Here is a 17,667-nt window from a genome sequence, read left to right on the forward strand (position 1 = left end):
TCAAACGGGAAAGCGTATATCGGCGGCATTATGCCACAGCGAAGCACCAAGTGGGGTCAGGAGGAGGCTTTGTTATCTTCACTGGTATCGCTGGCGTCGCTGCCATTGCCCTCATGCGGCTCTGCATTAACCGACTCGTCGGCCTGGCCAGGTTGGTTCAAGGTCTTTTGCCAAAAGCGCATGTTCTCTTCAGCAAGCTCGCGCATAAACTCCAGCGGTGTGTTGCGCATTGCCTGTTTCCACTGGCTTTGCAGCCGCTTCTGCTGCTCCAGCATTAATTGCGTACCCTGTTCAAGATAACGCGACAGCGGCAGCGGTGAGGTCATATCGTAAACACGAATTAATTGCGCCAATAGATCATTAGAAAACACTTCCGCTTCGCTATCAGCCTGCTCCTGCTCGATAATGATAGAGAGCAAAATAGTACGTGTTAGATCTTCTCCGCTTTTGGCGTCTTCCACCCGAAACGGTTCTTCTTCAATGATTAAACAGCGCAGGTCTTCTAGCGTTACATAACGACTCTGCTGAGTATCGTACAACCTGCGGTTTGCATATTTGCGAATTACGCGCACGGCGCATCTCCTTAAACGCGATAGGGACTTTTTATTCCCGTTACTGATATTGTGCCTGCACTACGCGCCCATGCAAGCCACCTTAATAGTTTAGCAAGGCGTACCGTGCCTGCTTTGTGACCAATAGACCATCATTATGAATTTGATTCTGCTCAATCCCAACGATCTCACCGACGATGGCCACGTCTGCATTACCGATCCACGTCGACTGACACACCTGCGCGATGTCCATCGCTCGGCACCCGGAGACCTGTTAACCGTCGGTGTTCAAGGCGGCGATATGGGTAAGGCGCTGCTAAAAGAACTCACTGCTGAGCGTGCGTATTTTCAATTGGAAGCCCTTAACGAGCCTCCGCCGACGCCACTACCCGTGCATTTAGTATTAGCTCTGCCCCGCCCGCGTATGTTGGCGCGCACGTTAGAGCATGTGACGGCACTAGGCGTCAAAGAGATCACCCTGCTACATACCAAGCGGGTTGAGAAGAGCTACTGGCAGTCACCTGAGTTGCGCACGGATAAAATTCACCAACATTTGGTACTAGGCTTAGAGCAAGCTCGTGACACCCGGCTACCCTCGGTCACCCTTAGTAAAGGTTTTCGGCCTTTTTTAGAGAAGCAATTGCCTGAGTTACTCAGCGAACGCCGCGGGCTGGTGGCACATCCGGGCATGCCCAATGCCTGCCCAAGAGGCATCAGTGACCCCACTTTGCTATTAGTAGGCCCCGAGGGCGGCTTTATTGCTTGGGAGGTAGAGCAGCTAATGCAGGCAGGCTGCGAGGGAATGCATCTTGGCCCACGCATTTTACGCGTCGAAACAGCCGTGACAGCTCTTCTGTCACGGCTGTTTTAAACACCATTATTGATTGGATGAATTAATCAGGAAGGATCATCTTCCGGGTCGTGGGGCACAACGGTCGCGTTTTCTCCACACCCTGGCTCTTGCAAAAAGGTTTCACGCACATCCAACAACCCAAGATGGCTAATGGTGCTGCGACCAAGTAGAAGCGGATAGTTCATATCTTCGCGGTCGCGCAGGCTAAACTGCTCTTCGTAAATGGTATCGCCCATACAAACTTCCATCAGCACCACAGGTCGCTCATCACGGCCGCCTGCGCCGCGCACAGTAAGCTCACGGTAGAGCGGCCGTTCGATTTGATCACTGAAGACTTCGCCACTTGCCTGATCTTCAAGCTTCAATCGAAAGCGTACCCACTCCTCATCGTCCTGTTCGAACATCTCAATATCGCGAGCGTCCAGCGAAGAGGTTAATGCTCCGCTATCAAGCTTCGCTTTCACCTCGATATCCCAAGGCTGCAAGGTCGCTTTTTCAACCCAGCCGAAGACTTGTTCATCTTCCGCCATCGCTGTGGAGGCAGACAGCCCAGCACCTAACAACATACCCCCCAATATCACACTGTTAAAAAAAGTTTTTTTCATCAATTGCATAACATCATCCTTGGAAAGTAAAAGCACCCTGTCAATATGGCTTACTGCGAACGCTGACGAAGCTGTTCTAGCAGCTCCTGGGTCGCAAACCCATCCGGTATTAACCCTTGATCACGCTGAAAGTTCCGCAAACCTTGGCGCGTATTGGGCCCCATGACGCCGTCCGCGCCGCCTACTGAGTAGCCCACACGGTTTAACGCGCGCTGCAGCTCTTGCACATCGTCACGGGTGAGCGACGCTTGATCACGCGGCCAGCTGTGCTGAATGCCATTACGTCCGGCAATGGCATCACCTAAGGTTGCCACGGCCAGCGCATAGCTGGTGGCATTGTTATAGCGTAAAATCGCCCGAAAATTGGCACCTACCAAAAAGGCCGGGCCGTTAGCACCCGCGGGTATCACAATGGCTGCGCTATCAAAGTTTGGCAATGCGCCTTGCAGTGCCTGCACACCCTGACTGCGCCACTCCGCGCTGCTGCGTCGCTCTGTCTGGGCATAGTCAAAGCCTTGGGGGAGGCGTACCTCAACCCCCCAGGGCTGGCCGGCTTGCCATCCAGCCCGATCAAGGTAGTTGGCTGTTGATGCCATAACATCGGGGATACTTTCCCAAATATCACGCCGGCCATCACCATCACCATCGACCGCATAGGCTTCAAAGCTACTGGGAATAAACTGGGTATGGCCCATGGCCCCAGCCCAGGAACCTTTCATCTGCTCAGCGGCGATATCACCTTGGTCAATAATACGCAACGCCGCGAGCAGCTCGCCCCGGGCAAAGTCTCGGCGCCGGCCATCGTAAGCCAGTGTGGCAAGAGACTCCAAGGTTGAAAAATCACCAAAATTGCTGCCGTAATTACTCTCGATGCCCCAAATGGCGACAAGAATTTCGACGGGCACCCCATAACGCTGCTGCATTTGCTGAGCCGTATCGCGGTGTTGAGCTAGCTTTTCCTGCCCGTTATTAATACGTGTGGATGAAACGGCGGTATCAAGATACTCCCAAATAGGGCGAACGAACTCAGGTTGGTAGCCGTCGAGTTCAATCACACGCTCACGGTAACGAACGCCATCCAGGGCACTACTGAGTGTCGCTTCGCTGATCCCTTGGCCAGCAGCATATTGGCGAAAATCTCGCAGCCACTGTTGGAAATTAGCGTAGCTAACTTCTGAAGCAGCCTGAGTGTCGACTTCTGACATCAGCTGAGGGCTCGCTTGCGCCCGGCCACTGCTCAGTGCCAGTGCACCCACAAAAAATAGAAATGTCGCATACAGAGCAGGGCGCCCCTTAGCTGACCCATTTACTTTCAAAGACATAGCATCAATCTCTCGGCAATCCATGGCATTGTTCTGATAATGGCCCAGAAAAGCAACGGATGCTAGCCCTACCCTCTCAAGCGTAGTAAAACGACCAAGTGTAATAGCCCCACTACCACACTAAGCAAGCCACGAAGTGTAAAGTACCAAGTAGGAAAACCCTTCCGACCAACACGACTACAATCGTAGCTGCCAATCAGAATAAATCCGGCCAGTAGCACCCAAAGTCCCGCTACAACGTTAAGCAGCAGTGCAGGCCATGCGATTAAGCTGGGCAACATAGCTAACAGTAAACGCCAACGATTACCTGGCCTCGCCACCTGCAATGCACTGCCCCAGTGCACACCACCCAAGAAAGAGAGAATTACAGCGCTGTAGTAAACAAATCCATCAATGACAGTTGCCTGCCATACCAAGGGCGCTGACCATACCAGCACGCCACCAGTGATGAATGGAACAAGACCAGCGAGTCCCAGACACCACGCGAGGTGGCGCTCGCTACTCCACAGCGTCATAGCGCCTTAGCCCTGACAGCAAGTTCATGACGACTCGCTTCATCACTTGCTTGATGTTCTAAGCAAGGAATCAACCACCGCTCCCACTGCTCGGGCACAACGTAGGGAGCTTCAAACGCAGAGGGGTCTGCCCGCCATGGCTGTTGGCGCGCTAAACCGTAGGGTAGCTTTTCAAGCGGCTTCAGCCAATGAGCAACATAGAGCCCCTGAGGATCGTAATGGCCCGCCTGCTTGAGTACATTAAAGTAGCGGTCTTGGCGTGGATCCCGTCCCACTCCGGCAATATAGCGCCAGTTGCCCCAGTTACTGGCCACATCATAATCAATCAGGCAGTGCTCAAACCATAGCGCCCCCAAGCGCCAATCAACCTTTAAGTCTTTAACCAAAAAGCTGGCCACGTTTTGCCGGGCACGATTGGATAGCCAGCCAGTGTGACGAAGTTCCAGCATCGCGGCATCCACAAACGGCAGCCCCGTGGTGCCATTACGCCAAGCATTGAAAGCGGCACACGGCTTGTCTGTCTGGCGGGCGCCAAACATTTTCTCACCTTCCAATTGGGCAGCGCGGATAAAATACTCGCGCCAGAGTAACTCGAAGGTAATCCAGTAGCTCGATTCATTACTGCCGTTTTCTGCTTCCCAGGCCTTTACCGCATCATTGACTTGGCGAGCCGACAGGCAGCCACGCGCTAGCCAGGGTGACACACGGGTTGAGAAATTAGCCCCCAGCAACCCGTTGCGGGTTTTCTTGTACGTTTCACCGCCTTGCTGGCGCCAAAGGTAATCCTTTAGACGCCCGTGTGCTGCCGACTCGCCCCCCTTGTAGGCATAACCTTGGCGAGGGTCGGGCTGCCAGACGGCACTCTCCTCGCAGACAGCTTTTAGCGGTGGAAACCCTCTGGCTGCTTCAGGCCAGGGAGGCAGCGTCACGGGCGCGCAACGGCTGGCAGGAAAGGTGCATTCACTCTCCACGCTACGCCTAAAGGCAGAAAAACTGCCCGGCAGCGCTTCGCGTTCAAAAGGCAATGACTGTCGATCAATCAGACGCCCGCTCTCTATACAATCAAATGCCGTGTGACGGGGCAAACCTTTCTTAACAGCACGAATATGCGCGATTTCTTCGGTGCCAGCATGGTCGGCCACACGCACCTGCCTGGCGTTAAGCGTTGATGCCAGCTCAATCACCACATCACTTGGCTTACCTATACGTACTAGCAAGTCACTGCCACGCTTCAAAAGCTCACCACGTAACTCTATTAAGCTTTGCCATAAAAAACGCAACCGCGCATGTCCGATACGCGGTGTTGATTCCCCCTCGATCAGCGGCGAGAACCATTGCTCATCTAACACGTAGAGACACAGCAAATAACTAGGAAGGGAAGCAAAGTTTAAAAGAGGATTATCAGCAATACGCAGGTCGTCTTGCAGCCAGACAATATCAATCGTGCTGTTCATGCTTGTGCCTCCTAGAGGTGCTTTGGTGCCCGGTACTTTGGATGCTGGTACTTTGGATAATGGTACTTAGAAGCAAAGCACTATGGCTGCTTAGCACTACGACGACACCGCTCACTGCAGTAGCGCACTTGATTCCAACAGCGCGCCCATTTCTTCCGCCAAGTGAACGGTCGCTGGCATTGAACACAGTTTTTTTGCGGTAGATGTTGTTTGCGTCGCATGCTCACGTCTAATCACACTTTTTACGTAGTAGGGTGAAAAACATGGACGCATTATCTTATACAGTACAATTATTGTACATTATTTTATTGTACACATTTTAATCCGACTGAAATAATGAGCAACGCTTGAACACCTGCCACCCCAAACGTAAAAAAGCCACCCGAAGGTGGCTCAGTAGCGGTGATTCATTAGCTAACGATGCGGCCTGCTCTAATCAAGCCTAGTCTGGATCAGTCTCGCGGGGCTGGCGCTTGGCGTTTTCATGGGTTTCCAAGCCACTTTTCAACTCATGGGTTAAAGGATCGTAGTTAGGGCGTAACTCATCCTTTACAGTACCGCTCCACAGCTTAGAGCCAACAAAGTACCCGGCTCGTCCAATCACGTGAGCCGCCACCGGGGCGGTCATCAGGATAAACACGATGATAGCAAAAGAGCGTGCCACTACACCCACTTCAGCAAAGTGCATAGCTGCCGCCAACATAATTAAGATGACGCCTAACGCCGCAGCCTTGGTGGTGGCGTGCATGCGCGTTAACAAATCTGGCAACCGCAGCAACCCAACTGAGGCAAGCAGTATAAACAGCGCTCCACCGATGATTAACGCGCCCTTTATGAAATCAATCATCCCTTGGGCCTCCCCTTTCCAAAAAGCGCGCGAACGCAATGGCTGCTAAGAATCCCATCAATGCAATCACAATGGCGGCATCCAAAAAGCTAGCCACGTCTGACTTGATGGCATAAACACCGACTAATCCCACCACGGTGGTAGAAAAAAGCTCTAACGCCACAACGCGATCAGGTAGGCTCGGGCCGCGCACCACACGTACAAACGTAAGAATAAGCGCCAAGCTCATAATGACTTGGCTTATTAAAATAACGGTATCCATTATCGAAACAGCTCCAAAGCACGGTGCTCCATCTCTTTTAAGTTGCGCCGTAGCTCCTCCTCGTTGTCTAAAAACATTGCGTGGATATACAATACCTTACGGTCATCCGACACATCTAGGCTCAGTGTTCCTGGGGTCAATGAAATCAGATTGGCCACCATGGTAATTTCCATTTCGGAGCGTGCGGAAAGCGGCATTGCAATGACCCCAGGTTTCATATGCCAAGGGGGAGTGACAATATCGAAAGCGACGCGCAAGTTGGCTTGTACTAATTCTTTTAGAAAAAAGCCAATAAAGCCGATGAAGCGTGGCACACGTGCCGGGTAGCCCTTCAATGAGTCGAGCTGAGGCTCAATCAATACCAGGGTGATATAGCCAAATATTAACCCGACAAGAAGGTTTAAACCGGTGAAATCACCGCTTAACAATACCCATGCGAGCCCTAGCAGTAGATTCCAAATAGCACCGGTCATGGCGTATCCTCCTCGGCATTAGCCTCTGATGCGGTGACGCCCGATGATGATTCCAACAACACATCGTCGGCACTGGCTGCCGCCCCTAACACCGCTTCAATATACCCTGAGGGTTCGAACAACTGATCACCAATACCCATCATCACCCACATGATCGGCTCTGCAAGCACACCAATGAGCAGTGAAAATAACGCCAACACCATGACTGGCAAATACATCATCCACAGGCTGGGTTTTAACAACCGCCCGTCATCGCCAGTAGGCGTGGTCGTTTCAGGCACTTGATTATCTTCCGGGAGAGACTTCCAAAACACCTCATTCCAAATTTTTACCATAGAGTAGAGCGTCATTAACCCCACTGCCAACGCGATACCGATAACGACATAGGCCTCCACTTCTAGACCGGCGCGCACAATCACAAATTTGGCAAAAAAGCCCGATAGCGGCGGTATCCCCGCTAGCGAGAAGGCAGAAAGGAAGAACGCCACGGCAAGCCAAGGTCGCTCTCGGTACAGCCCGCCCATTTTTTTAAGCTGGTAGGTTCCCTGCAATCGATGAGTAATACCACTGATCAAGAAGAGATTGGTCTTCACCACCATATTATGCACGATGGCAAACACGCCGCCGGCGATTGCTAGAGGGGTATACAACGCTAAGCCTAGAATCATGTAGCCGATCTGGCTGACGATATGAAACGACAATATCCGCCTAAATTCATATTGAGCCGCAGCGCCAAGCACCCCCGTTACCATAGTGAATGCAGCACCCCAGAGCATAATGTCCTGGAGATAGCCCATGGTTTGATCGAACATCAGCGTGAAGACACGGAACATCGCATAAACGCCCACCTTGGTGAGCAGTCCGGCAAACAGTGCTGAAACGGCGACCGGCGGCGTGTGGTAAGAGGCTGGCAACCAGAAAAACAGTGGAAAAGCGGCCGCTTTAATCCCAAAGGCCACCATAAACATAACCGCCAATACTTCGACCATGCCAGTGTGCTCAGCTGCATCCATACGCAGCGCAATGTCGGCCATGTTGAGTGTACCCACCATGCCATAAAGCAGCCCCACGGCGGTCAGGAAAATGACCGATGCCAACAGGTTCAAGGTGACGTACTTAATCGCCCCTTCCATCTGCGCGCGCTCACCACCCAGAATTAGCAGCGCAAAAGAGGCCACCAGCATTACCTCAAACCACACATAGAGGTTAAAGATATCGCCGGTCAAAAAGGCGCCCATCACCCCGGCGAGCAGCAAGTGCATTAACGGGTAGTAGCCAAATTTTTCGTGACCGCGGCCAGTGGTGGCCAGCGAGTAAATGCCCATCGCCAAGCCGATAATCGCGGTCATCAACACCATCACCGCGCTCAACAAGTCAGCAATTAAGGTAATGCCAAAAGGAGCTGGCCAGCTACCCATCTGCATCGTGACGTAGCCATCCGACAGCGTCGCTACAAATAACCACAGACTAACCATCAGCAGGGCAATATTGCCTGCTACGGCTACAAAGCGTTGCATGGGGCGTGAACGCCAAAACAGCAAAGAAATTGCCCCTGATAACAAGGGCAAGAGGACGGGAAGAGCTACTTCAGGCCTCACGTATCAGTATCCTTCATCTTATCGAGATCATCGGCCTTAACCACTTCGTAGGCACGTCGAATCAGTACCACTGCAAAGGCAAGCACCCCAAAAGCAATCACAATCGCCGTCAGCACCACCGCTTGCGGCAAGGGGTCGGCCACGCCGCTGGGCGGCTGCATCATCCCTTCAGGGATAAGCGGAGGTGCTCCACGGGTCATGCCCGCCGTGGTAAAAATCAATAAATTGGCGGCATTAGAGAGCAGCATCAAGCCAATCACCAATTTGACGATAGAGCGCCGCAGCATCATAAAAATAGCCGTCGCATACAGCAGGCCAATCGCTACTGCCATCAATGGTTCCATGCGGTGCCTCCTATTAACTCAAGGTTCATCCTTGTCAACCTCCATCAGCGTCATCACCATACCGGTGACCGAACCCAGCACGGCAAAATAAACGCCTATATCGAAAATTAACGGCGTGGAAGCCTTAAAGTCGATCACTGGGATAGTCCACCACTGAGCAGTCAAAAAGGGTTGACCCATAAACCAAGCTGGCACCACCGAGATCATTCCCAGCAATAACCCAACACCGATCAAATCGCGAGGATCGACCATGCGCAGCACTTCTTTGGTGGCGCTTACCCCAAAGGCAAATAGATAGAGCGTAAACGCCCCCGCTGCTACCAGCCCGGCAATGAACCCACCACCCGGCTCGTCGTGCCCCCTTAACAGCAGAAAAACAGAAAACAACAGTTGTAGCGGCATTAAAAAGCGCGCGGCGGTATTAAGAATAATCGTGCCCGACTTAACCATCGTAAGGCTCCTTGGCAGCCACTTTGCTGCTCTCGGCGGTTTTTGCGTCGCTGTTTTCTCCATGACGCAGCTTTAACATGGCGATAACACCGATCGCGGCGAGGGCTAACACGAACATCTCGCCTAGCGTATCCAAGGCACGGTAATCGACCAAAATGACGTTGACGATATTGCGGCCATAAGCCAACGGTGCGCTGTTCTCAATCATATAGGTCGAAATGGGTTCAAACTGTTGTATGCTCCATGAGGTCATAATCAGCAGGCATATCAAGATACCCATCATCGTAGCCACCACGCCATCGCGTATGCGCTCGAGGCTGGTGGAAAGGTTTGAAAAGCGCGGCAGACGGAACAGCACGAGCACCAGCAAAATGACGGTTAAGGTTTCTACCAGCAGCTGGGTAATTGCCAAGTCCGGCGCACTAAACAGAATGAAAATCAGCGCGATAGAAAACCCCATTATCCCGACCGACACCACGGCTCCCAGCCGAGACCGAGAAATAGTCGCGAACAGTGCTCCCATCACCATACTCCCTGCCACCACCACTTCATGAAAGCGCACATCCAGATCAAAGGCGAACTGCGGTGAGTGGCGCAGCAGAATTGAATTACCGATAAGCGCGATGAGCGTGATCAACATCACCAGGATATAGTTACGCATATAACCGTTTTGCAGTAGTCGTGTTTGCCACTCTGAGAAGTGCACAATGCCATTCATCATGCTTTCATAGCCTGCCTCGGGACCATGGCGCATCACCGGAGCCAATACTGCAAGCTTGCCACGCACGCTGTCCCAGCGCTTAAACAGCAAAAAGCCTAGGCCAAGGCTAATGATCGACATGATCAACGCGACGTTGATGCCATACCAAAGCGACAGCGCCACCTCTATCGTTTGACCGGATATAGCCGTGGCGGTTGCCGTTAGTAACGCATCGGCGCCCAGCACAGCAGGCATTAGGCCCAGCAGTAACGACCCTAATGCGAGCAGCGCAGGCCCTATTAGCATGCTAAACGGCGCTTCATGAGGCTCAAGTGGGGTGTGATGACGTTTACCGTAAAAAGGGCGTAACGCCACGATAAAGGCAACGGCGATGGTCAAGATAGAGGCAAGGAAAGCAAACAGCACCAGTAGCGTTCGGAAGCTATCAGCGCCTAGCACTGATTCAAGCATTAACTCCTTACCGATAAAGCCAAGTAGCGGCGGTAGACCGGCAAACGATAGCGCTGCAACCAGAGCAATTATGGCGGTTACTGGCATCAGCGAGCGCAGTCCGCCCATCTGAGTGACATCTTTGGTGCCGGTTTCGTGATCAAGAATACCGGCGACCATGAACAGCGCGCCTTTATAGAGAGAGTGTGCCAGCAGAAACGTCACAAAGGCGGTCATCGCGTACTCGGTGCCAATGCCTAGTAGCATCGTCAGCGTACCCAGCGCCATAATGGTCGAGTAGGCCAGCAGCTTTTTGATATTGGTGTGGTGAATCGCTAAAAACGCCCCAACCAGCATCGTGGTCGCACCGACCACGGAAAGAACGCCGACCCACATCGCCGTGCCACCCAGTTCTGGGTGTAAGCGCGCCAGCAGATAAATACCCGCTTTCACCATGGTGGCAGAGTGCAGATAGGCCGAAACCGGCGTTGGCGCCGCCATAGCGTTGGGTAACCAGAAGTGAAACGGAAACTGAGCCGATTTAGTGAAGGCGCCCAGCAACAAACAGATCAGCATAGGCGTGTAAAGCGCATGTTCACGCAGGTCGGCTTCCTGTCCAAGAATCTCCGCCAGCGACCAGCTACCGCTGGCAATCCCTAACAGCACCAACCCAGCCATTAACGCTAATCCGCCCGCCACAGTGACGAATAAGCCCTGCCGTGCTGATTTACGCGCATTAATGTCAGCGTGATTAAAACCAATCAGCAAATAGGAGGTAATACTGGTAAGTTCCCAGAAAATAAACAGCGTAAACAGCCCGTCTGCTAACACCAACCCCAGCATCGAGACCATGAAAGCAACTAAGGCGATATGAAATCGACCAACATCAGGATGGTCTTTAAGGTAGCCTCCGGCATACACCAGCACGCAGGCACCCATAACGGTAATCAGCAGCCCAAACAGCAGCGACAAACCGTCCAGCAGAAAGGTAAGACTTATCCCCAGAGAAGGCACCCACTGCCATTCTAAAAGCAGGCTGCCGTTCTCAATGACCTCAGGGGCTTGGAGTGCCAACCACGCCGCCAGCCCAGCAGGAAAAACCGCCAGAACCAAGCTGGTGCGCTGGCCGAACCAGCCGTTCAACATAGGCGACAACGCCGCCAGCACGAACCCCATTAAAACGGCGAATTGAATCAAGCGAAACCTCCTGAATAACGAAAGGCTCACCATCAGACAGCGGCTAAAGCCCAGGCATCGTGCCTTATCACTGGCAGGCCAGCGTTGAATAATAGTGATTCTAAAGTTGTACACCTTATAACAGACAGTTTTGGCTGACCAGTCAAACCCTTAAACGCAAATAGCCGCAGGCGTATTGATACGCACTGCGGCTATTGTGAGTGAGTATTTACAGTCAATAGTACGTTAGGGAACCGATAGCCATCCGGCTAATTCATTATTGATAACGGCGAGCAAGGCATCGATATGGTCATCTCGATCATTCAGGCAAGGTATATAGCTGAACGTTTCACCACCCGCTTCCATAAAGCTATCGCGGATCTCCTCTTCGATCTCCTCCAGGGTTTCGACACAGTCGGAAGAGAAGGCAGGCGACATAATGGCAATGTGTTTATGCCCCTGCTCAGCGAGTTCCGCCACATGCTTAACGGTTTGCGGTCCCACCCATTTTTCAGGGCCAAACTGTGATTGAAAAGCGGTATCCACTTCTTCTTTGCTGAAACCAAGTTTCTCACGCAGCAGGCGTGTGGTTTTCTGGCACTGACAGTGATAAGGATCGCCTTCCATCAAGTAGCGTTCAGGCACACCGTGATAGCTGGCCACTAACTTTGTAGGACGCGTAGGCAAGCCGTTGTAGACCTCCTCTACCGAATTAGCCAGCGCCTGAATATAAGCGGGATGGTCAAAATAAGCAGGCACCGTGCGAATATAAGGCTGCCACTTCATCTTCATCAGGGTGCGAAACGCCTGATCGTTCGCCGTTGCCGTTGTTGGCGAGCCGTACTGAGGATAGAGCGGAAAAAATACAATACGCTCACAGCCCTTCTCTTTTAATCGCGTCAGTACGCTTTCGGTTGATGGATTGCCGTAGCGCATGCAGAAATCGACTTCGACGTCATCACCGTAAAGCGCTTTTAACCGAGCGGTCATTTTTTCAGTCTGAGCGCGCGTGGTTGTCAGCAGCGGGCTTTCGTTTTTTTCGTTGTTCCAGATACTTCGGTACGCTTTACCCGATGAGAATGGCCGCTTGGTCAAAATAATCAGCTGTAGCAACGGCTGCCATTTCCAACCGGCATAGTCGACCACGCGCTTATCAGACAGAAATTCATTCAGGTAACGACGCATTGACCAATAGTCAGTGGCATCCGGGGTTCCCAAGTTCGCTAACACCACGCCCACTTTAGCACGCGGCACAGGCGGATGATTGTTGGGTGCATGGGCCAAGCGGCCCTCGCCCGGTTGATCCTTAACGACATTCTCGGTCATTAGTCATGCTCCTGAAAAAAAAACGATGGTGCTCAGTAAATCTATCAATTAATTAAATCCTATCACTTTTCGGCAAACTGGCGGCATAAAGTTATACTATCAGCATCATTTGTATAACCCTGAGGCAATTCATGTCCAAGCCTTTGCTTTTGGTTCTTGGCGACCAGCTCTCTTTTTCACTAACAACGCTGCATGATGCCCCCGCTAATGCCGTGGTTGCCCTTTGCGAAGTTGCTGAAGAAGCGCGTTATGTGCCCCACCACATACACAAAATTGGCCTCTTTTTGGCCGCCATGCGTCACTTTGCCCATGCGCTACGTGATAAAGGCTTTCAAGTGCATTACAGCGCTCTGGACGACGCAGATAACTGTCACTCTCTCATTGATGAAGCTGAACGCATCGCCCAACAGTATGGCTGCGATGAGATACGCGTTGCCCGACCGGGAGAATGGCGGCTGTGGGAGGCAATGCGGCAGCGCAAAGACGCAACAATTCCATGGCGGCTACTTGAAGATGAGCGCTTCTTTACCACGCCAGAGGATTTCGCCAACTGGGCCAAAGGCCGCAAGCAGCTGCGTCTAGAATACTTTTACCGCGAGCAGCGCAAGCGTACCGGACTTTTGATGGAAGGCGACGAGCCCGCTGGCGGCAAATGGAATTTTGACCATGATAATCGCGAGCCTATCAAGGCAGCGCTTGAATTTCCTGAGCTGCCACAACACCGCTTTGACACGCTGACAAAAGACGCTTTAGCCGATGCGAAACGCCATTTTGATGACCACATGGGCTCTGTGGAAAATTTCAACCTGCCAGTCACTCGCCAACAAGCGCTGGTGGATTTAAATCACTTCATTGAGCATGGGCTGGCTGACTTTGGCCGCTATCAAGATGCGATCAGCGATTCGGCGCCCTATCTATACCACTCGCGACTATCTGCGGCGATGAACATCGGCTTGCTGACGCCCCATGAAGTCTGCGCAGCAGCCGAGCAGCGCTACTACGACGGCGATGTGCCGATCAACGCCGCCGAAGGCTTTATCCGCCAAATTCTTGGCTGGCGCGAGTATGTGCGCGGGCTCTACTGGACACAGATGCCCAGCTACAAAAGCGCCAATCAGCTCGGTTTTGAGCGCGATTTGCCAGCGTTTTACTGGGACGCCAATACCGATATGCGCTGCCTGCAGCGCGCCATACAGATGACCATCGATAACAGCTACGCCCACCATATTCAACGACTGATGGTCACGGGCAATTTTGCCCTGCTGTGTGGGGTTAAGCCCGAGGCGCTGTGCGACTGGTACCTGGCCGTTTATGCCGATGCCAGCGAGTGGGTAGAACTGCCCAATACATTGGGCATGGTACTCCATGCGGATGGCGGCCTAATGGGCTCCAAACCTTACTGTGCATCGGGTAAATATATCGACAAGATGTCAGATCACTGCCAGCACTGTCGCTATTCGCCTAAGCAGGTCACAGGGCCAAAGGCCTGCCCTTTCAACAGCCTTTACTGGCACTTTCTTGAAACTAACGCCGAACAATTGAACAAGAATCCGCGCATGAAGCTGATTTACGGCTCGCTTAGCCGAATGTCCGATGACAAGCGAGAAGCAATGCGCCAACAGGCAGAAAGCTTCTTGGCTCAACTGGACGTGTCACCAAGCTACGGGCAAGTCTGTCATACCGCGGGCTATGCCACTGCCCCAAGCGATGCCGATACGACCGATAGCGATACGAACAGCACCAGTACGGACAGTACCAACACGAACACTACTAAGAAGGAGTCACAATGAGCCGCTTCACACCGCTAAACGCGTTACCGCCGGTCACGCTCTTTCACGACGGCCACTGCCCCTTTTGCCAGCAGGAAGTAGCCTGGCTGGAAAAACATCGCCATCGGGAACAGATAGCGCTGGTAGATATTCAGGCTCAGGACTTTAACGCCCATGAGTATGGAAAAGAATTTAACGCCATGATGGGCCAACTGCACCTTCTCGACAGCCAAGGAGAGTGGTATATCGGTATGGATGCCAGCCGTGCCCTCTATGCCGTGTTGGGTTATCGGCGGCTGGTGAGGTTTTCGTGCTTACCGGGAGTAAGCGGCATAATGAATGCCGGTTACCGATTTTTTGCCCGGCGCCGAATTCGACTTGGGCAGTGGTTTGAGAAGCGGCAAGCTAAACGTTAAGGATGAGTGTAGTGTCAAAAAACAAGCGGCATACGCGATGTCAGCGGCTCACTGTAGTGGGCATCACGTCCGATCACTTCATCGTGAGGCACGTGCTGAACCAAGTATGCGCGATGAATTCCAGCGCGCTTGAGATCCATATAGGCATCATCCAATGAGCGAAATAGCATCGGCTTATTACGCTGCATCAGCATATGGCGTTCGCCTTCAACGTCTTCAAGCTCAACCTGATAAAAACGACTGCCCGAATGGGTAATCACGCGGATTTCAAAGTTGTCGTGACTGGCGACAAACTGCTTAAGATCCTTCAGCTCCATGGTTCCCTCCTGTTATTTACTTAGGCCATTAGGGCACAGCATGACTGTGCCCCATGACATTTCTGTTGCCCTGTTATTACAGTGTAATGACAACAAGCAATAACCAGACATTAATAGTTAGGAGGCCATTAGCGCAAGGGAATTTCTGACCGGAAGGTCAAGACATCAATCGATCATTGATATTCAGAGGGATCGATAGCTTTACCAAGCGAATTGCGGTCAATCCAGTTCCCGCCTTTAGTCTCCTTATAGCGGAACACAACGTTATCTCCCACTGTTACAGGCAGCTCGCCATCTTCAGTTTGGTAACTATATTTCTCGCCCGCGACCACCAAATGGTAGCGATAAAGGTCTGGCATACCCAGCCACTCTTTAAAAGGGCCTTCGCGCTCTATCGCCTCTAGTTCACCGCGACCTTCTAACTTAGGAAGACGCTGTCGGTTACCGCGCCGAAATCCACCTGCCATTTGTTGCTCCCGTTTTTACATATCGTGGGTGGGGCATTATACGAGCTAGCCCCTCATCCTCAAGTGACTTATCACTCACCTGTCACCACAAACCTGTTTACAAAAACCTGCTTACAAAAACCTAGTCACCGAAGGCTTGACCGTAACTATCCGGCGCCAAATCCTCAAAGCGAGTATATTTGCCGATAAACGCCATATGTACCGTGCCGATAGGCCCATTACGCTGCTTACCGATAATTAATTCGGCAATCCCCTGATTGTCGGGATTATCTGGATTATAGACTTCATCGCGATAAACAAAGGCAATGACGTCCGCATCCTGCTCGATCGCTCCAGACTCCCTCAGATCCGACATGACAGGGCGCTTGTTGGGACGCTGTTCCAAGGAGCGGTTCAACTGAGAAAGTGCCACAACGGGGCAGTTAAATTCTTTCGCCAACCCCTTCAAGGAGCGCGAAATCTCGGAAATCTCCCCGGTGCGGTTTTCACTAAAACCGGGAATCTGCATCAACTGAAGATAATCGATCATCACCAACGCGATATTGCCATGTTCACGCACCACACGGCGCAGCCGTGAGCGCATCTCGTTAGGTGACAAGGCCGCGGTGTCGTCGATAAACAGTTGCTTGTCTTTGAGCAGATTGACGGCAGAAGTAAGGCGCGGCCAATCCTCATCTTCCAATTGACCGGTACGCACGCGAGTTTGATCAATCCTGCCCAGCGACGACAGCATCCTCAACATTAGCGATTCTGCTGGCATCTCCATGGAAAACACCATGACCGGCTTATCGCTGGAGATAACCGCATGTTCCACCAAATTCATAGCAAACGTGGTTTTGCCCATTGAGGGCCTTCCGGCGATAACCACCATATCTGAAGGCTGTAACCCGGTAGTCATTTCATCCAGGTCGCGAAAGCCGGTCGAAAGGCCGGTCATTTCACCTTTCAGGTTAAACAGCTCATCAATACGATCAACGGCTTTGGTCAGCAGATCGCTCATGCCAATAGGGCCGCCCGTTTTGGGACGCTCCTCGGCAATCTGGAACACTAACCGCTCGGCTTCGTTAAGCAATTCATCAGCCGGGCGCCCCTGGGGTGTAAACGCACTATCGGCAATTTGATTAGCCGCACGGATCAACTTACGTAGCGTTGCCCGCTCGCGCACGATATCTGCATAGGCGCGAATATTACTGGCAGAGGGCGTGTTACGGGCAAGCTCGGCCAGAAACGCCAACCCGCCGACCGTATCTAAATGATCCCGAGCTTCCAGCGCTTCGGAAAGCGTCACCACATCCAGTGGTTGACCGGCTTCAGCTAGATGAATCATCACGTTGAACACCAAACGGTGCTCATAACGGTAGAAATCATCAGCAACTAACCGCTCTGAGACGTTATCCCAGGCCTGGTTGTCCAGCATGAGCCCGCCTAGTACCGATTGCTCCGCCTCCAACGAGTGCGGCGGCAGCTTTAACGCTGCCGTTTCTTTATCAGCAGAAGGCTGGTCCTGCATAGCGAGCTCCTTTAAACACGACTGCGTAGCCAGTGAAGATGCTTATATTAGCCGCCGACATGCAGCGCGACTAGCAGCATGTTCAAGACGTTGTCTTAAAATACCCAGCTGTGGTGCGCTTGATAACTTAGGCAACACCCTGAAATAGCTAAATTTAGAAACAGTGAGCATCCAGAAAAAACAAAAGGCGCGGGAGAAAACCCGCGCCTTTTGAGGCAGCTGTATTAGCTGCAGCTAGTGACTACTTTACGTCGTTACTAGC

At 52.3% G+C, this 17,667-nt stretch carries 20 protein-coding genes; 3 read left to right on the forward strand and 17 right to left on the reverse strand.

Translation table 11 applies throughout. From position 1 onward, the window contains the following. Positions 1–56: 56 nt before the first annotated feature. Entirely contained in the window at positions 57–572 is a 516-nt protein-coding gene (gene phaR, locus A6R74_RS11810; protein WP_064234686.1) for a polyhydroxyalkanoate synthesis repressor PhaR, read from the reverse strand. A 136-nt stretch (positions 573–708) separates the two neighbouring features. Between phaR and A6R74_RS11815 the strand changes: the two genes are divergently transcribed. Then, positions 709–1,422 carry a 16S rRNA (uracil(1498)-N(3))-methyltransferase gene (locus A6R74_RS11815; protein ID WP_064234687.1) on the forward strand — a complete coding sequence of 238 codons (714 nt, stop codon included), beginning with the start codon at positions 709–711 and terminating at the stop codon, positions 1,420–1,422. A gap of 26 nt (positions 1,423–1,448) precedes the next feature. Here the strand turns inward: A6R74_RS11815 and rloA3 are convergent, their stop codons facing one another. The 13 genes from rloA3 to hemH form a co-directional block, all read right to left on the reverse strand. After that, positions 1,449–2,018 carry a retropepsin-like aspartic peptidase RloA3 gene (rloA3, locus tag A6R74_RS11820; protein WP_082906661.1) on the reverse strand — a complete coding sequence of 190 codons (570 nt, stop codon included), beginning with the start codon at positions 2,016–2,018 and terminating at the stop codon, positions 1,449–1,451. Between the two features lie 41 nt (positions 2,019–2,059). After that, positions 2,060–3,331 (reverse strand): lytic murein transglycosylase, encoded by a 1,272-nt coding sequence (locus A6R74_RS11825; protein ID WP_064234688.1) that lies wholly within the window; start codon positions 3,329–3,331, stop codon positions 2,060–2,062. A gap of 68 nt (positions 3,332–3,399) precedes the next feature. Further along, positions 3,400–3,846 (reverse strand): DUF3429 domain-containing protein, encoded by a 447-nt coding sequence (locus A6R74_RS11830; protein WP_064234689.1) that lies wholly within the window; start codon positions 3,844–3,846, stop codon positions 3,400–3,402. Beyond that, entirely contained in the window at positions 3,843–5,300 is a 1,458-nt protein-coding gene (locus A6R74_RS11835) for a DASH family cryptochrome (RefSeq protein ID WP_064234690.1), read from the reverse strand. Before A6R74_RS11835 ends, A6R74_RS11830 begins: the two co-directional genes overlap by 4 nt. A gap of 80 nt (positions 5,301–5,380) precedes the next feature. Further along, positions 5,381–5,521: a DUF2256 domain-containing protein gene (locus A6R74_RS22340; RefSeq protein WP_082906662.1), complete on the reverse strand. Its 141-nt coding sequence runs from the start codon at positions 5,519–5,521 to the stop codon at positions 5,381–5,383. 221 nt (positions 5,522–5,742) lie between these two features. Continuing rightward, the gene (mnhG, locus tag A6R74_RS11840) at positions 5,743–6,147 is read right to left on the reverse strand and encodes a monovalent cation/H(+) antiporter subunit G (protein WP_064234691.1); all 405 of its coding nucleotides are present in this window, start codon (positions 6,145–6,147) and stop codon (positions 5,743–5,745) included. After that, positions 6,140–6,409: a monovalent cation/H+ antiporter complex subunit F gene (locus tag A6R74_RS11845; RefSeq protein WP_008958995.1), complete on the reverse strand. Its 270-nt coding sequence runs from the start codon at positions 6,407–6,409 to the stop codon at positions 6,140–6,142. The genes mnhG and A6R74_RS11845 overlap by 8 nt, the downstream gene beginning before the upstream one ends. Continuing rightward, complete coding sequence (locus A6R74_RS11850; RefSeq protein WP_064234692.1) at positions 6,409–6,882, reverse strand: Na+/H+ antiporter subunit E; 474 nt, start codon at positions 6,880–6,882, stop codon at positions 6,409–6,411. The genes A6R74_RS11845 and A6R74_RS11850 overlap by 1 nt, the downstream gene beginning before the upstream one ends. Then, positions 6,879–8,480: a Na+/H+ antiporter subunit D gene (locus tag A6R74_RS11855; protein ID WP_064234693.1), complete on the reverse strand. Its 1,602-nt coding sequence runs from the start codon at positions 8,478–8,480 to the stop codon at positions 6,879–6,881. Before A6R74_RS11855 ends, A6R74_RS11850 begins: the two co-directional genes overlap by 4 nt. Further along, entirely contained in the window at positions 8,477–8,824 is a 348-nt protein-coding gene (locus tag A6R74_RS11860; RefSeq protein ID WP_007113325.1) for a Na+/H+ antiporter subunit C, read from the reverse strand. The genes A6R74_RS11855 and A6R74_RS11860 overlap by 4 nt, the downstream gene beginning before the upstream one ends. Positions 8,825–8,842: 18 nt before the next feature. Then, positions 8,843–9,274, reverse strand: a complete 432-nt coding sequence (locus tag A6R74_RS11865; protein WP_007113326.1) for a Na+/H+ antiporter subunit B — start codon at positions 9,272–9,274, stop codon at positions 8,843–8,845. Beyond that, positions 9,267–11,618: a putative monovalent cation/H+ antiporter subunit A gene (locus tag A6R74_RS11870; protein WP_064234876.1), complete on the reverse strand. Its 2,352-nt coding sequence runs from the start codon at positions 11,616–11,618 to the stop codon at positions 9,267–9,269. Before A6R74_RS11870 ends, A6R74_RS11865 begins: the two co-directional genes overlap by 8 nt. A gap of 228 nt (positions 11,619–11,846) precedes the next feature. Then, on the reverse strand, positions 11,847–12,926 hold the full coding sequence (gene hemH / locus A6R74_RS11875) for a ferrochelatase (protein ID WP_064234694.1): 1,080 nt from the start codon (positions 12,924–12,926) through the stop codon (positions 11,847–11,849). A gap of 131 nt (positions 12,927–13,057) precedes the next feature. On the opposite strand from hemH, the gene A6R74_RS11880 reads away from it, so the two are divergent. After that, the gene (locus A6R74_RS11880; protein ID WP_064234695.1) at positions 13,058–14,716 is read left to right on the forward strand and encodes a cryptochrome/photolyase family protein; all 1,659 of its coding nucleotides are present in this window, start codon (positions 13,058–13,060) and stop codon (positions 14,714–14,716) included. Next, positions 14,713–15,111, forward strand: coding sequence for a thiol-disulfide oxidoreductase DCC family protein (locus A6R74_RS11885; protein WP_064234696.1), 399 nt, complete (start codon positions 14,713–14,715; stop codon positions 15,109–15,111). The genes A6R74_RS11880 and A6R74_RS11885 overlap by 4 nt, the downstream gene beginning before the upstream one ends. 14 nt (positions 15,112–15,125) lie before the next feature. Here the strand turns inward: A6R74_RS11885 and A6R74_RS11890 are convergent, their stop codons facing one another. The 3 genes from A6R74_RS11890 to dnaB form a co-directional block, all read right to left on the reverse strand. Beyond that, entirely contained in the window at positions 15,126–15,428 is a 303-nt protein-coding gene (locus A6R74_RS11890) for a DUF6482 family protein (protein WP_064234697.1), read from the reverse strand. A 173-nt stretch (positions 15,429–15,601) separates the two neighbouring features. Further along, positions 15,602–15,895 (reverse strand): hypothetical protein, encoded by a 294-nt coding sequence (locus tag A6R74_RS11895; protein WP_064234698.1) that lies wholly within the window; start codon positions 15,893–15,895, stop codon positions 15,602–15,604. Between the two features lie 121 nt (positions 15,896–16,016). Beyond that, on the reverse strand, positions 16,017–17,405 hold the full coding sequence (gene dnaB, locus A6R74_RS11900) for a replicative DNA helicase (RefSeq protein WP_007113333.1): 1,389 nt from the start codon (positions 17,403–17,405) through the stop codon (positions 16,017–16,019). Positions 17,406–17,667 lie beyond the last annotated feature (262 nt).

The organism is Halomonas sp. ALS9 (assembly GCF_001651035.1).
In the GTDB taxonomy this organism is placed as follows: Bacteria; Pseudomonadota; Gammaproteobacteria; order Pseudomonadales; family Halomonadaceae; genus Vreelandella.

Coding starts and splice junctions, on each gene's coding strand:
- A6R74_RS11850 (WP_064234692.1), bottom strand. CDS start 6,882: ATGACCGGTGCTATTTGGAATCTACTGCTAGGGCTCGCATGGGTATTG.
- A6R74_RS22340 (WP_082906662.1), bottom strand. CDS start 5,521: ATGCGACGCAAACAACATCTACCGCAAAAAAACTGTGTTCAATGCCAG.
- A6R74_RS11895 (WP_064234698.1), bottom strand. CDS start 15,895: ATGGCAGGTGGATTTCGGCGCGGTAACCGACAGCGTCTTCCTAAGTTA.
- hemH (WP_064234694.1), bottom strand. CDS start 12,926: ATGACCGAGAATGTCGTTAAGGATCAACCGGGCGAGGGCCGCTTGGCC.
- A6R74_RS11890 (WP_064234697.1), bottom strand. CDS start 15,428: ATGGAGCTGAAGGATCTTAAGCAGTTTGTCGCCAGTCACGACAACTTT.
- A6R74_RS11880 (WP_064234695.1), top strand. CDS start 13,058: ATGTCCAAGCCTTTGCTTTTGGTTCTTGGCGACCAGCTCTCTTTTTCA.
- rloA3 (WP_082906661.1), bottom strand. CDS start 2,018: ATGCAATTGATGAAAAAAACTTTTTTTAACAGTGTGATATTGGGGGGT.
- A6R74_RS11885 (WP_064234696.1), top strand. CDS start 14,713: ATGAGCCGCTTCACACCGCTAAACGCGTTACCGCCGGTCACGCTCTTT.
- A6R74_RS11830 (WP_064234689.1), bottom strand. CDS start 3,846: ATGACGCTGTGGAGTAGCGAGCGCCACCTCGCGTGGTGTCTGGGACTC.
- dnaB (WP_007113333.1), bottom strand. CDS start 17,405: ATGCAGGACCAGCCTTCTGCTGATAAAGAAACGGCAGCGTTAAAGCTG.
- A6R74_RS11835 (WP_064234690.1), bottom strand. CDS start 5,300: ATGAACAGCACGATTGATATTGTCTGGCTGCAAGACGACCTGCGTATT.
- A6R74_RS11825 (WP_064234688.1), bottom strand. CDS start 3,331: ATGTCTTTGAAAGTAAATGGGTCAGCTAAGGGGCGCCCTGCTCTGTAT.
- A6R74_RS11860 (WP_007113325.1), bottom strand. CDS start 8,824: ATGGAACCATTGATGGCAGTAGCGATTGGCCTGCTGTATGCGACGGCT.
- A6R74_RS11845 (WP_008958995.1), bottom strand. CDS start 6,409: ATGGATACCGTTATTTTAATAAGCCAAGTCATTATGAGCTTGGCGCTT.
- mnhG (WP_064234691.1), bottom strand. CDS start 6,147: ATGATTGATTTCATAAAGGGCGCGTTAATCATCGGTGGAGCGCTGTTT.
- A6R74_RS11865 (WP_007113326.1), bottom strand. CDS start 9,274: ATGGTTAAGTCGGGCACGATTATTCTTAATACCGCCGCGCGCTTTTTA.
- A6R74_RS11815 (WP_064234687.1), top strand. CDS start 709: ATGAATTTGATTCTGCTCAATCCCAACGATCTCACCGACGATGGCCAC.